The organism is Halobacteriovorax sp. (assembly GCF_048381875.1).
Lineage (GTDB): Bacteria > Bdellovibrionota > Bacteriovoracia > Bacteriovoracales > Bacteriovoracaceae > Halobacteriovorax_A > Halobacteriovorax_A vibrionivorans.
In genome coordinates, this window is record NZ_JBLXBP010000001.1 from 31482 (window position 1) to 47003 (window position 15522).

The window sequence follows — 15522 nt, forward strand, 5'->3', positions numbered from 1 at the left end:
ACTACGGAGACAAAATGCCTAAGAAAATATTTGAATTGGCCAATGAAATCGGAAAGAAGCCTCTCGATCTTGTTGAGGAACTGAAAGCCCATGGCTTTAACGTAAGAAACCACATGTCGGTATTATCGGATGATGATATCACAAAGTGGCAAGAGTTAGCCGGCGCTAGTGCTAAGAGCGAAGATGCTCCAGCAAAGAAGAAGGTAACAAAGAAGAAAAAGGCCAAGAAGAAGACTGCTAAGAAGACTACTGTTCGTAAGAAAGCAGCTAGTAAAGACGAAGAAGACGGTGAAGATAAGCCGGCAAAGAAAACTGTAACTCGTAAGAAGAAAACAGTTGTTCGTCGTAAGGCTTCTTCAAAATCATCTGAGGCAACACCATCTGTTGATGAAAGCACTGAAGAGACAACTACAGTACATGTTGCTGAAGCTTCTGCAGAAAAACCTGAAAAGGTAGTTGAGGCAAAAGAAACTAAGGTTGCTGAAAAAAGCTCTGAAGAACCTAAAGCTGCTGAATCAAAAGATGAAACAGAAGCTCAAGAGAAGAAAGTTGAAAAAGAGACTTCTTCAAAAGAGAAAGAAAGTGACAAAGGTGTTGATGGTAAACCATTTGGTTTAAGAATTGTTTCAGCGCCTACTAAAGAAGATAAAGAGAAAGCTGCAGCTAGAAAGACTCGTGAAGCTAAAAAAGCTGAAGAGAAGCCAGAAGACGACATTAATGCGAAAGCTGGTCCTGGTACAAAAGGTGTTACTGGTAAGAAGGACGCTAAAAGTAGTAGGCTAAGTGGTCTTGCTTCTATGTTAAGTGCTAAGAAGAATGTTAATCGTTCTCAAGCCCTTAATGAAGAACGTGCTACAACTGAGCTTAAGTCATATGCTGCTCTTCAAGGCTCAGGCCGTCCAATGTATACTCAAGTTAAGAGGAAGAGACAATATTCAGGTCCTTCTAAGTCAACTGAGATAACAGAAGTTAAAGAATCAAAAAGAGTTATTAAGCTTCATGGTGGAGCTTATGCTGAGCAATTAGCTAAAAAGTTATCAATTAAGCTAAAAGATATGATCGATAAGTGTCTTGATCTAAACCTACTTGTTAGAAATGGTGATTACATCGGTCTAAAATTAGCAGGTCAAATCGCTGCACTTTATGATTATCGTGTAGAAGATCAGTCATTTGATGAAGATGCAGTTATCGGTAAAGAAGAACTTTCTGAAGAAGAAGTTAGTAAACTTCCACTTCGTGCTCCTGTTGTTACTATTATGGGTCACGTTGATCACGGTAAAACAACTCTTCTTGATTGTATTAGAAACGCGAAAATTGCAGACGGTGAAGCTGGTGGTATCACTCAGCACATTGGTGCATATTCAGTTGATGTTAAGGATTCTAAACTAACGTTCTTAGATACTCCTGGTCACGCGGCCTTTGGAGCAATGAGACAACGTGGTGCAGATATCACAGATATCGTTATTCTAATTGTTGCAGCAGATGATGGTGTTATGCCACAGACTGTTGAATCGATTAAATATATTCAAAGTGCTGGAAAGCCTTTAATTGTAGCAGTTAACAAAATGGACCGTGAAGGAGCTAATCCAGATCGTATCAAGCAAGCGTTAACTGAATACAGTATTACACCTGAAGAATGGGGTGGAGATACTCAATTCTGTAATATCTCAGCTCTTAAAGGTGAAGGAATTGATGAACTTCTAGAAGCAATTGCTCTACAAGCTGAAATTCTTGAGCTTCGTGCAGATCCAAAAGGTGTTGCAGAAGCCGTTGTTGTTGAGTCTAGAATTGAGCATGGCCGTGGACCTGTTGCAACTGTACTTGTTGAAAAAGGAACGCTTAAAAAAGGTGATTCAATTGTAGTAGGTGAAACTTTTGGTAGAGCTAGAAGTTTAACTGACCACAGAGGTAATCAGCTTCCAAAAGCAGGGCCATCAACTCCTGTTCAAATCCTTGGTCTAAGTGAGGCTCCGGCTCCAGGTGACGTTCTAAACGTTGTTAAAAATGAAAGAGAAGCAAAGAAAATTGCACAAAATAGAATTGATGAGCGCATCAGAATTGAAGCTGCTGCGACGACTCAAGGACCTAAGGTTTCTCTTGAGGACTTCTTTGCAACAGCAGCTGGTGAAGAAGGTCAAACAAAAGATCTTAATCTTATCATTAGAGCAGATGTACAAGGTTCATACGAAGCTATTAAAACTGCACTAGAGTCAATTTCAAATCCTGAAGTTGAAGTTAAGGTAATTCGTGGTGGAGTTGGACAAATTAGTGACTCTGACATTGAACTTGCTAATACTTCTGGGGCATTTGTCATTGGATTTAATATGAGACCAGCAACATCTGCTAGAAAGCTTTCTGAGCAGTATGGTGTTGATATTAAAACATACTCAATCATCTATGAACTAATCAATGATGTTAAACTTGCAGTCGAAGGTCTTCTTGATCCTGAATATACTGAAGAGTATATCGGTCGTGCAGAAGTTCGCGATACATTCTCTGTTCCAAAAATTGGTACAATTGCAGGTTCTGTTGTCGTTGACGGTAAGATCATGGTTGGATGTAATGTTCGTCTTCTTAGAGAAGGTAAGATCATGTTTGATGGTAAAATGTCTTCTCTTAAACGTTTCAAAGATGACGTTAAAGAAGTTAAGAATGGTTACGAGTGTGGTGTAGGTCTTGAAAACTATAATGATATTAAAGTTGGCGACCTATTTGAAGCATACCAAATGAAAGAGAAGAAACGTAAACTTGAAGACGTTATGACGTCTGAGTCACCGATTCTTTAATGTTGGAGATAGGCCATGAGTAGCAATAATAAAAAACTGCAATACGAAGAGCAGATAAAAAATGAAGTCAATAAGTTATTGCGTACTGGTCTGGATAATAGTGCATTCACTTATTGTTCAGTAACTAAAGTTGAAATGAATCCTGACTTCTCAGTAGCAACTCTTTACTGGGATACATTTGATCCTTCTCGAAGAGGTGATATTGCAAAAGCAATGGAGTCAGCTTTAGGTAAAATGAGAACTCATTTGGCAAAAACACTTAAGGTTAGACACACTCCATCTCTAACTGCTGTTTATGACTCGCAATTTGAAGACGAGCAAGAAATTGAACAGCTGCTTAAGTCAGAAAAAGAAAAAGGAAAGTCATACTAATATGGCACGAAAGTTTAAAGGCCCAATTTTTGGGCCTTTCTTTTTTAAGGTCGATAAGCCTAAGGGAATAACTTCCTTTGACGTTATTAGACAGTTTAAAAGAAAGCTCCCTAAGAATATTGGAAAGATTGGCCATTTTGGAACACTCGATCCATTTGCTACCGGACTCATGGTTATTGGAATTGGTCCAGCTACTCGTTTAAATCAATACACTCAAGTTTCAACTAAAGAGTATATCGCTTCAGGACGCCTTGGCTTCTTATCGCCAACTGGTGATTTTGATACTGAAGATGGCACGATGGAAAGGGTTGAGATTCCGCCACTGTCTTATGAAAACGTAAAAGAAGCCTTGGAATCATTTGTAGGGCCTTATATGCAAAGCCCACCGGCCTTTTCGGCCACAAAGCATGAAGGTAAGCCTCTACATGAATGGGCAAGAGAAGGCATCATCATCGAAAAGCCTCCTGTCGAGCGTCATATCCACGATATAGAGCTTCTAAGCTTTGAAGGGGATACTGTTATCTTTCGTGTTAGCGTCTCTTCAGGAACGTATATAAGAGTTCTCTTTGATGATCTGGCCATTAAGCTTGGAACACGAGGAGCACTTGAGGAGCTAAGAAGAACAAACTCAGCTGGTATTGATCTCGATGGCTCAATTAAACTTGATATTTTTAATGATGATGATTTTGATTTTCGAGAGTTTTTATTGAATCATGCTCAACCTATCACTGATTTAATCAATTTTCAGTTACTTGAGCTAGATGATAAGGATGCCCTTAGTTTTGCTAACGGAATGACGATAAAGAGAGAGAATGAGACGGATGGCCTATATTGGGTCAGATCAAATAATCAAACACTTGGCCTTGGGGCCATTGATGAAGGAAAACTAAAGGTAAAAGTCGGTTTTAGTCCTGCTGCGTTAGATAAAATCGATTTAACTATATGTAATTCCTTAGACGAATAATTTTAAATCATGCTATACTTTGGAAAAATATATAAGGAATTTAAGGAGATAAAGTGAATACTACTTTAATTGCACTAGCTATTGCATTATTAGTTGTAACAGGGATGATTGTCCAACTTGGTATTTTAAGCCTTCTTTCAGGTGCTTTTTTCTTTCTATTTGGAAAGTCAAAATTAGATGTATTAAAAGCTTCTGATGATGAGAGCTTTGCTTTCGGTTACCGTTGGAATAATTCAAGAGAGCCAGCAAAGTTTAACCATGTTGTGGTTAGATTATTTAACCCATTTGGTAAGAAAACACAGGTAACAGTTTCAAGTGATTATGCTGCACAAGACTCAGACTTCGCAGTAGAAGTTAAATTTGGACCTGCTTTCAAAGATATTTTAGATATTGAAAACCTAGACTCTGCAACTGTTGAAGTTGAGATTAAGTCTAAAGAAGGTATTACTCAATCACGTCAAATGAAGGCGCGTAAGTTTATTGAAGCTTATCGTGGAGCAACTCAGACTGTCGAAGAGTTTAATGGAGAGTTTGGATATGAGAAGCCTAAGAAGTTTTATCATCAAACTTCTCGTTCATTTATTGCAGATCCTATTCCTGAAGGAAATATTCCTGTAGGACTAAGAATTTCTGCTAACCCACAATTTGCTGGTGAGTTCGCTGGTAACGGTGGTGGAGATGCTGCTGCTCAAGAGAACTTTGCAGTATCTAAAGTTTGGATTGAAGAGGGATGTATCGTTTGTAATGCTTGTGAAGGTATTTACCCAGAGGTATTTGAAGTTACTGATACAAATTGTGTTATTCGTCCAGATGCTCCTCTTGATAATGGACTTCTGATTCTTGAAGCTGCTGAAGCTTGTCCAACTGAAGTTATCAAGTTCGAAAAAGCATAATTTAATATTTAAAACTTTTTCTATATACAAGGCCCTCTTTTTTGAGGGCCTTTTTTTATTATTTAAATTGATGATTATCATTTTGATTTCTTGCAAGTTTACTTTTTTCTTTTGTTACTAGTGTTTTGAGTTGTTCTTTATTGAACTTTGTTTGTACTTGTTTGTAGTTCTTTATTCGTCTTACTTTTTTTAATATGGCAGTTATTCGATCAACACTTTGATTACATTTTTTTAAAAAGTCTGGATTATGAGATTCCTTGAAACGTTTTAGACTAAGTTTTGCTACCATAAGTGGATCATTTATTTCACTAGAAAGTACATAGATCATTTTTGATGTAACTTCTCTTTTATGATAGATCGAGGATTCTTTTGCCCTTTGTTCTTCTATAAGATTTTTAAAGTAGACGATAGATCCCATGACAAATGATGGGATAATGATATTTATAAATAACATACTTAGAAAGGTAATATCCTCAATATAATCGACTCGCATATATGAGCAATAAGACATAATAACGATATTTGTTATTAAGGCGATTAATGCCTTCTTCTGACCAACAGTGTATGCGGTTATAGTGAAACCTGTTAAGGCCCAAGGCAGTAAAAGCCACGCTCTTGCTCCTAGAGCTATTGCGCGCAAATTAAGATGTATTAAACAAACTGCTATCAAGACAAATTCAAAATATGTTTTATTATCGTGTTTTACATATTGATAGTAGGCCAGAGCCGTTAATGGAAATATTAAAATTACTCCTACATTATCAGTTTTAATCTGTCCGTGCTGACTAAATATCAAATAGCCTAGAATAATTGAAATCAAAAATAATGATGTATTTGTAAACAAAACGAGTCTTGCTTCATGTAATTTTTTAATCCTTTCAAAACCTTCATATTGATGGATTGATTTTGGGTAAATATATTTTGAAATATCTAATTTAATAAATCATCCTCCAGTCTTTTAAACTTTCCATTCCTATCGATTTCTATCCTCTTAAAAATGTCATACATGGTAGTTGTTTCACCATATTTAACTTCATCAAAATCCTGAAGGTCTTTGATAAGACGATTAATTTCGATAATACGCTCCAGGTTCTTATCACATCTTTCTATTAGGTCCTGTGAACGCTCATTTTCGAGTCGTGTTAAACACATTTTTACAATTGCCAGTGGGTTATTAATTTCATGACTAAGAGTAATGATCATTTTAGAAATGGTATCTTTTTGTTGTTGTAGTTTTAATTGTTTGTATTTATCACTGTCGATAATTTTCTTATAAGTCATAAGTATGATGTAAAGGACTGAGGGAAGTAATATATTTCCAAGAAAGTGAATTGTCTTATATTGGAAATCATCAAGTGGTGCTGCGTAGTAACAAAAATAGCTAATAGTAATTATGTTAGTTAAAAATCCTAAAAATGGTATCGTAAACTTGATGATCTTATTTGATGTTAAAAATAATAGGTAAGACCATATCAATAAAGACCATGCGTGAGACTGTGTTATAAAGGCGAATGTATTTATCACACCAAGTTGAAGAAATAGGAGTAGAGCTTGTGCAGCAAGTATCTTGTTGTGTTTCTTATAAATATATATGGAGCAGAGGCTTAATGTCGAAATGAGTGCTGCACTATAGGGGTAGATTTTTGGAAGATTAAATAGGGTTAAAAATAAAATAAGAGATGTAAAAGAAGTGAATAAAACACTTAGTAAAATGAATGTGATTATTCTGGCTTCGTATGTTTTTTCAACAGCAGCTTGTCCTTCAAGCTGTATAAGTTGTTTCGGGTAAAAATAGTTGAAACGATCTAATTTGATAAAAACTCCAAAACTAATTCTGTTATGAAACCCTTCTATAATCAATCTAACAATTGATTATTAAAATGTCGCATGGTGAAAAGTTATATTTTTATTAGGTAAATTTAAGAATTTTGTTATTTTAGGGATTTGTGCATTTTCGCCTCTGGGTTGTATTGCTTCATCCGCTCCTGTTCTTTGTGCATAAATTTTTATTCAATGAGAAGAGATGTAGAATATGCATAATTGGTTACCCGAAGGCTCCCTTCGTGGTCGCCTCTGGGTTGTATTGCTTCATCCGCTCCTGTTCTTTGTGCATAAATTTTTATTCAATGAGAAGAGATGTAGAATATGCATAATTGGTTACCCGAAGGCTCCCTTCGTGGTCGCCTCTGGGTTGTATTGCTTCATCCGCTCCTGCGGATGCCGCAAACAAAAAAGGCCCCACTGGACAGGTGGGGCCTAATTAAAGAACAAATTTATTGGTAGTCGGTTTGTTAGGTTATTTACCTTCCATTCCGTTTATCATTCTAAAGTATGAACCAAGAAGCTTTACGTTTCTCTTCATATCTCCGTAGAAGCTATTAACATCTTTAGTAATTCTAGCTTCACTAATCGCATCACCAATTAACTGATCCATTTGTAATGTTCCTTGAAGAGTTCCTTCATTTGCTTCTCTAGCAAAAACATCTCCAAACTTAACATTCTCATTGGCATTCATCCCTTGGATAATCTTTGTGATTACCGGAGCAAATAATTCAACCTGACCATCATCGTTGATAGATGGCATTGAGAAGTTGTTTAAAGTATTAGTAAGCTTATTATTTAGGTAAGCATTCTTATTACTTCTACTTCCCATTTGTACTAAATCAATTGTTTGACAGTAGTTGTCTGATAATCGACAGAATTCTACATTCTGTACGATTGGAACAATTGCTCTACTTACAACTTGGTTAATCGTATCGATCGTTACATTTTGTAAACCTAGCTCATTCATTAGTCCTGCAAACTTTGCAGAGATGAAGTAGCTACCAGCTTTCTTTAGAAGATCTCTTTGTGCCTTGATACCTTCAATCTTAATCTCTTGGTTAGATGACTGAGATACAGCAAGTACTTGTGCAAAGTATTTTTCTAGTTCTGCTAGGATCGTTTGTGTATCGCCAATTGCGGCTGCAGCTTCAAGTTCTCCTTTTTGGAAGTTCATTGACTCTACTGTTGCTGCTTCAGCTGGCTCAGTTTTAATAAGCTCTAGAGCTGAAATGTGGGCCTGTTCCCATTCTTTAAATAATGAGTCCCATCTATCATCATGCGAAATTAATTGCATGATACTAGCTTTTTGAATGATATTACCTGCTACATATGAATCAGTTGCATATGGAACATAAGCTTCTCTGTGGTTTGTTTTTTCTGCCACAAAGTCTTCAGCAACTTCATACATTTGACCTTCAACTTCAACATTTCTAGTCACTAGGTCACTTTGAGCAATATGTTTTACCCAGAATGCTCTAGCAGGGTTTGCTGTTTGCTCAAATGTATCGATATGTCCGTAAATTAGACCACCGATTGCAGCGTAGTTTGTTTCAACTTCATCAACTGCTACAGTAAACGCTCCATTAGTAAGAGGTACGTTTCTTCCTGTATCTGGATCGTATACAAGTGGTGTAACTTGTCCAGATAGAACTTCAGTCATTGTTGATTGAGCAATTGAGTTTTCAATATCGATACCAAATAGGTATTGCTCAAGTAACTGGTATGGAATTCTTAATGAGTTTGAACGATACTTGTATGAGTATGATTCAGACTCAGATAGTGCAACTAGAGCAGCTGCTTTATCCCACTCAACACCACGGTTCTTAGCTCTGTAAGAGTCAGCATCTAGTGAATAAGAGTCATTCCATTTCGTTTCAACAACCATTGCTTTTTGTGTTTGAACATCAATTTGTGTTCCGTCTTCTGCCGTTACTTTCGTTTGAGAAGGAACGATTGTTTGTACGAAACGCTTATTTCTTTGTGCTTCAGTATCCAGTCCTGCACCTGGTGCGATATCTGGAGTAGCTACAACAGACTGAAGGAAAAATAGTGATTTAATTGTTCCATTTACTAAGTCATTAGTTGTCGCATCGTGAGCAACTTGATCAACACTTGGATCATAAAGCTCTGGAGAAAGAATTAGATGGTAGAAGATCTCTTCATTCATCATTCTTAATTTGTAGAACTTATTCATTAACCAACCAAATGCAGCTCCTCCGTAGAATTGCTTACGCTTTCCAGGGAAGTAAATATACTCATACATTAGACGGTAATCTTTGATTTCATAATCAACGATTTCTTCAAAAGATGATCCATAGTCATGTCTTTGACATTGTGGCGACTGGCCTGCATCTTCATCTGAACAGAATCTAATTCTCTTAAGACCTGCCTCGGCCATTAATGTATGCTTTGAAATTGCAGCAGGGTTACCTGATTCATCTGTCAATGCATCTAATACATCTTGGATTTTAACAAGGTGGTAGTAAAGCCCTGATTCAAATTCTGATTCTACTGAAGTTACTTTAACTTCTTTACCATTAATTGTTGTTGAAGTTTTCTTCTCATTTGAAGTTCCTTCAAGTTCAACCATTCCAGCGTAAGCTGCACGTAGAGCATATACATCATATGGAGCTAGTCCATCATAAGTTGCATGATCATCAATCGTGTAGTCCATAACAGATGAAGAAGTTCTCTTAGATTCTTTTTCACCTGGGAATAGCCAGTTCTTCTTATCAAATGATCCAACGAAGTTGTGACGTAGACCAAGGTTGTGGCCAATTTCGTGTGCAAGTGTTGGCATCCAGATATCGATTAGGATGTCATTCTTACCTTCGTCAGTTTTTGCCATTTCTAGAACATCGTAGTTCTTAGCAAGGTTGCTCAATGCAAAGTCTGCAGTTTGGTGGTTACATACTGGTGTCTTTACACCATTTCTGTATTCCATTGAGTGTAGGATTTTTGCACTGATTGCTTCTGGAGAGTTCTCTCCGTGAAGTGCTTCTTGAAGAGCAACTTCATCTTGCTTTGCAATCGCTTTCCAAGCTTTATGGGCCTTTAGACCTTCTGCTTTCTTAGCTCTTGGAAATCTTTCAAATACTTCATCTTTGTCATATGAAGTTGCAGCAAAGTCTGCCTTCATAAGACGATGTGCATCCTTAATTGATGACATACGAGAGTTAATATTTGGAACCTTAATCTTATTAAGTAGGTTCGATTTTAACTTATGGTGAGCGATACCGTGACGGTGTGAAACAATATTTTCTTGTTTCGCATCTTGTGTCGCAACTTCACCTTCTACTTCAACATCTGTTCCATCAGTTGATGGTTGAGTTGATTGTTGTGTTTTTGCATTGTGCTCATCAAGTGCTTTTTGAATAGCTGCTTTATTTGACTCAGCAACTAATTGCTTAAGCTGTCTTGAAGGAGTCATATTCTTAACAAAGTTTTTCTCTGCTTTTGCCTTTTCAATCATCCAATCAATTGATGATTTCATGTTTCCACCATAAAGGTAAACAGAAGCTGATTCTACGATACCATTAACCGGGTTAAATGATGGACCACCAAGACCAATGATTGGGCTTGAAGTCGCTTTTTGTACCCAGTAGATGTGGTTACGTTGTAGATCACCAAGGTGAGCTTTTTCAACAACTTCAATCGTTACTGATTGTTCTTGCCCATCAAGAGTATAATCAACTGTGTAGTTCTTTGTTCCTGCTGGAATAGAACCATCTTTTTCAATTTTTAGTGTAATAACATCACCGCGACCTTCGTATTGCGTTCCTTTAAAAGCGCGTCTGAAACCAGTGTTGATGTCATTAATAACTTTCTTAGAAGATAGGATGATCTTATTTCTAAGGTCTAACTCTGTCTTTGTAAGTTTCTTAACAAGATTACCTTCTGAATCGTATTCATTTGAAGGGATACCTGTAAGGACGTATTCAATTGTCTTACCGTTTTTGATATCAAAAACCATTGGTAGGCCAACTGAAGTGTCAAAGTCGTTTGTTTGTTCAGTATATCCTTTTGGAACTAGTTTAGAACCTGTGAATAGACCAAAGTTAAATTTCTTTTGAACTTCATATGATAAGTCTTGCTCTGGCTTATTATACTTGTGCTCATACTTCATGAAAGTTGTTCTTTCTTTGAAAGTAAGAGTTTCGTTTTGTGGACCTAGGTAGTCTCCACCATAGTCTGCACAGTTAAATTCATTACCTTTCTTATAAGTCTTTTGAGTTGACCAGTTAAGTACATTGTCTTTCCCATCAACTACTTGAGAGATATTCTTTACTTCTGTAAGACCAGGAATAACTCCACTTGTACATGCACTCATAAGGTATGGGTCAAGAGCTGTTTGTACATTTTTAACCTTGTCATTTTTAAGGTTAACAACAGCAAAAGCTCTTTCATCATTGTGGTGTGATGGAACGTATACAATCCCACCATTGTCATTTTGACTTTTTCTATAATACTCAGCTTCAAATTCTAATAGAATTTCAGTATCAAGATCGCTTGTTCCTGTTTTGTCTAGTAGAGGAGCGCTTCTTCTAATTGCAACTCTATCTTTTTCGAAATCAAATTTTACAATTTCAACGTGCCAGGCTGATTTTGATCCAGCAAATGTATAGTTAAAGATATTTGGAGCATCTTCTAGTACTCTTCTAAACGTAAATGTTTGATTCTTAAATTTTTCTAGTGAAAGCCATGCTGTACTTAGCTCTTCTTTAATATCCTGTGGAAAAACAACTTCTGGCTTTGAGTCTTTTTCTAATTGGATAAATTTAGCGCCTTCAGCATCTGTACTTGTTGATACTTTTGTTTCTGCTAGGACTTCATCGTTTTCATCTAGATCATATTTGAACTTAACGTATTTAATTGATTCTGAAATCTCTGATCTTAAGAAACAGTCTGCAAGTGGTGCTTTTACTCTTTTTGCAGTTTCAGCATCACACTTTGTGAATAGAACATTGTATTTTTCTGCTCTAGCAAGCTCTGCTTCATTGTCAGTAAGTTCTGATCTATTAATAACTCTAGCAAAGTATGCTTTTGATGTTTTATCATCAATGATTACTTTTATAAGGTCTTTGTCTTCAAATTCACGACCGTCAATTTCAGATCTTGTGAAAGCATCTTTGTTGTTAAAAAGCCTCGCTTCAAGATCTGCTACAGTGAAAACATCATTTTCTATTTTATTTCGACGATAGATTGTAGAGATCTCTTTTTGGTCCATACCAAAAACGCCAGTATAAGTTCTGTTCTTAACAAGATAGTCTACTCTAAAGTGACTTGATTCAGAACGATCTCTTTCAACATATTGTATGTGTCTTGTTTTTTCTTCAAGGTCATTTTTTCTATTTTCTCTCTTATAAAAGTCGACACCATATTGAAAAATAGGGATTCGCTTTAAAGAAGAAGCCTTAACAGGAAGTACATCTCTAATTACTTTGTTTGATGCACTAAAAGACTTAACGTCTCCTTCAACTGGTGAAAGGTATGCAACTAGGTAGTTTGTCGTAAGGTCAAATGTAATCTCAAACTTTTCTCCCGGTTTTTCAGAGAAGATAAGAAGGTCTTTTACAAGTACATTGTATTGCTTATCGTTAGAGCTAACGATTTTCGTTGAGTATAGCTCTTTTGCTTCGCTACCAACACTTGCATCAATCATCTCTGTACTGATGCTATTTTTTGCAAGTTCTTCCTGAGTAGCAATTGCACTAGATTCAACAATAATTTTAGCTGCCGTTACAGAGTTATTAGTTCTGTACTCTTCGTAAGCGTAGTCTGGCTCTTTGTCCGGTAGTGTTTTTGCACACCCTGAAAGGATTGTGGCCATTGCTAAAGCATGTGTAATACCTTTTAGCATTCCAAATCTTTTTTGTTTTTTGATTTTCATTTTGTTTTCTACCTTTGTTTTATTAACCATTTGTCCTTCTTGTGTATTTCTTTCTTCTATATTTTTATTGTTAGTGTTGCGTATACTGATGACTCTCTTTCATCAAATAGGTCGATCTCAACATCTTTCCCATCTGGTGAAAGAGGAGTTCCTCCGAACTCATGCCCAACTTCTAAGTTGTAAGTAGGCGAGAAGCTATATCCCATTGATTGTGAAAATGAATAGAGGTCTTTTGTATTATTTTCGTAAGTCCAACCCTTGGCATATGTTCCACCAAGACTTAAGTAAAACGAGTCAGTAAATGAATATGTTAAGTACGCAATCGACGACACTGAATATGAAGTATTCGATGTACCATAAAGTGAAGTCTTATACTCATGAAAGTTCTTTGAAGCAGCTAAGATCAAAAGTGCTGATAAGTTTTTAACTCTCATCACACTATCTGAGATTGAAAGGCCTTCACTTATAGAAAGCTTTGTTCTTAGGTTAGTTGCTCTTCTTGAAACCTTACTTGTTGGTATACCTGCTGAGATACTTCCAAATGAAACAACTCCTTCAAATGGTCTCGCAGCTTTTCTCGAATATGAGAAAGATGAATCATTGATATTTGATTTTCTTTCATCAACAAAGCTCTTACTCATTGATGTTTTAAAAGTGAAGCTTCCAATATCTGTTGCGTAACTAAAGCGAAATGAATTAGTCATACCACTTGTATGGTCCGCTTCTGATGTCTTTAGAAGGTCACGATAAACTGTTGAGTCTATTCTAGCTGTCCAACTTTTGGCCGTATTAGGTCCTTTTTTGACACTTTCGATGCTACCGGTACTACTTTGCGCCACCGCTGATGTTGCAACTGCCGATAGTAAAATTAATGACATACACTTATTTAGTGTCACTTTGGCTCCTTTTCTTCGTCCTGAAAATGAATTAAGTTCAATACTTGATGCAATTACTATGCCATCCGTTCAAGTAAGAACTGGTTCGACCATTTATGCAATATTATCGAAATGAGGTTTAAATAGGGGCTTTTTGGAAAAACTACATGCATTGTGAAAAAATTGATCACAAAATATGCTAAATATTAATTGTAAGTAGTTGATAAAAGGGAGGCCGAAGAATTACGGCCTCCGTTACACCTAGGCCCAAAATAAGAGAGAGGGATTATGAGGGATATATGGGCCTAAATGAGACTAAACCAAAATAAACACGGATTAATGCTGTGCATTGTCTCTGTATTCTGAGTATGTCTTATTAACGGAGTCGCCGCCATCGAAATTGACTTAAGATTGTTTAAGGAAGCTTAAGAAATGGTAAAGAGTAAATATTTAGAGGAAGCGCTTAAGAATAGGCTCTTCTAAAATTGCTTTAAAACCCTTTTCATTTTCTTGCCATACTTCTTCTACAGTTATTCCTGTATCCACAGTAGGACATTCAAATGTAAGAACAGGAGCTTTTAGATCGATGCTTCCATATGTCCCAAGAGAGCCTGGAGTCGGATATCCAATATCATCTGCTATAGGGTATTCATTATGCTTGGCCAAGAGCTCGGCCACATCTTTACAATCACCATTATAATTAATAATTGGCTTCCAAGAGTGAATGGAAAGAATAAATGCAGGTGGGTATTCTTTAAATAATTTATCTAAATACTGATTTTCAGGCTCACTAAGTGGTGCCTTGCCTGGATTATACTTATCTTGTTCAAAATTAGGGTCCCAACTTGCCGTTGGTAGGTTTCGATTTAGATCGACACCATTAGCATTGACTCTAGTACCAGCTTGAACTCCGTCAATGTTAACAATTGGAATAACCACAAGCGGTAGGTCTATGGCCTTGTCACTCTGTTCTTTAAGCCATGAATATAATTCTTTTAGGCAGTGTACGCCTTCAATTTCATCACCGTGTACGCCGGCCATAAGATAAATATAGCGATCACTATCTATTTCGTTACGAAATGCAGTGATTTCTTGATTATTAACTGATTTTCCAGACTCGAGCTTCGTAAATTTCATAAAGAAATTGTGGTGGAAGTTTTCTTTTTTGTAAATGAAGTTTTATACTTAGGGCCTTAAAAGGATATGGAAAAGAAAATATGAAGAAAAATGCAATTATAAAGACACTCGATTATTTAGAAAATGTTCTAGACACACAAGAAGATCATGATGCAATCGCCCAATTAAGAGAGAGCGTAGATTTACTAGAGGAAGTTGACACTGGAGTTTCAAGTGATCCTAGCGGCTTTAGCGTACCTATGGAAGCGGTTGGAGCCTACACTGTCTATAGTGATGGGGGATGTCGTGGAAATCCAGGTCCAGGTGCTTGGGGAGCAATGGGACAAAGACCAGATGGCGTTGTCTTTTTTGAAAGTTCTGGATTTGAATTTCAAACGACTAATAATCGAATGGAGCTTACAGGCGCCATTGAATCACTAAAGGCCCTTGCTAATGAGCTTGAGGAAGAAGGCCTAGATCTATCACACGCTGCATTTCTTTACAGTGACTCAAAATATGTTGTTGATGGTATTTCAAAGTGGGTACCAGGTTGGAAGTCTCGCGGTTGGAAGAAAGCTGACAAGAAAACTCCAGAAAATATAGAATTATGGCAAAGTTTTGATGAAATAGCGGGGAAGTTTTCTAATCTCCAATTTCGTTGGGTAAAAGGGCATAGTGGCCATCCTCAAAATGAGCATTGTGACCTATTGGCAAATAAGGCAATGGATGAAAATATTTAAGGCTTGAAAACCAGACTAAAGCAATTTAACCTATTTATATTATTAGTTAAATATTAATGGAA

Annotated in this window: 10 protein-coding genes; 5 read left to right on the plus strand and 5 right to left on the minus strand. The window is 36.7% G+C overall.

Translation table 11 applies throughout. From position 1 onward, the window contains the following. The first annotated feature begins 14 nt into the window (after positions 1–14). From infB to ACN5L8_RS00185, 4 genes are read left to right on the plus strand one after another with little or no spacing between them, the layout of a single operon-like run. Positions 15–2786, plus strand: coding sequence for a translation initiation factor IF-2 (gene infB, locus ACN5L8_RS00170; protein ID WP_120404660.1), 2772 nt, complete (start codon positions 15–17; stop codon positions 2784–2786). Between the two features lie 15 nt (positions 2787–2801). After that, positions 2802–3158 (plus strand): 30S ribosome-binding factor RbfA, encoded by a 357-nt coding sequence (gene rbfA, locus ACN5L8_RS00175; RefSeq protein ID WP_115363901.1) that lies wholly within the window; start codon positions 2802–2804, stop codon positions 3156–3158. Position 3159: 1 nt separating this feature from the next. Beyond that, the gene (gene truB / locus ACN5L8_RS00180; RefSeq protein WP_412473262.1) at positions 3160–4122 is read left to right on the plus strand and encodes a tRNA pseudouridine(55) synthase TruB; all 963 of its coding nucleotides are present in this window, start codon (positions 3160–3162) and stop codon (positions 4120–4122) included. 53 nt (positions 4123–4175) lie between these two features. Further along, entirely contained in the window at positions 4176–5015 is an 840-nt protein-coding gene (locus ACN5L8_RS00185) for a ferredoxin (protein WP_419168565.1), read from the plus strand. Between the two features lie 58 nt (positions 5016–5073). On the opposite strand, the gene ACN5L8_RS00190 is transcribed toward ACN5L8_RS00185, so the two are convergent. The 5 genes from ACN5L8_RS00190 to ACN5L8_RS00210 form a co-directional block, all read right to left on the minus strand. After that, positions 5074–5859: a hypothetical protein gene (locus tag ACN5L8_RS00190; protein WP_412473264.1), complete on the minus strand. Its 786-nt coding sequence runs from the start codon at positions 5857–5859 to the stop codon at positions 5074–5076. Positions 5860–5945: 86 nt separating this feature from the next. Beyond that, entirely contained in the window at positions 5946–6875 is a 930-nt protein-coding gene (locus tag ACN5L8_RS00195; protein WP_419171944.1) for a histidine kinase dimerization/phospho-acceptor domain-containing protein, read from the minus strand. Positions 6876–7311: 436 nt separating this feature from the next. Then, positions 7312–12759: a zinc-dependent metalloprotease gene (locus ACN5L8_RS00200; RefSeq protein ID WP_419171945.1), complete on the minus strand. Its 5448-nt coding sequence runs from the start codon at positions 12757–12759 to the stop codon at positions 7312–7314. A 26-nt stretch (positions 12760–12785) separates the two neighbouring features. Further along, positions 12786–13625: a hypothetical protein gene (locus tag ACN5L8_RS00205; RefSeq protein WP_419171946.1), complete on the minus strand. Its 840-nt coding sequence runs from the start codon at positions 13623–13625 to the stop codon at positions 12786–12788. 429 nt (positions 13626–14054) lie between these two features. Then, entirely contained in the window at positions 14055–14741 is a 687-nt protein-coding gene (locus ACN5L8_RS00210) for a M14 family murein peptide amidase A (protein ID WP_419171947.1), read from the minus strand. 239 nt (positions 14742–14980) lie between these two features. On the opposite strand from ACN5L8_RS00210, the gene ACN5L8_RS00215 reads away from it, so the two are divergent. Beyond that, the gene (locus ACN5L8_RS00215; protein ID WP_115363977.1) at positions 14981–15460 is read left to right on the plus strand and encodes a ribonuclease H family protein; all 480 of its coding nucleotides are present in this window, start codon (positions 14981–14983) and stop codon (positions 15458–15460) included. Positions 15461–15522 lie beyond the last annotated feature (62 nt).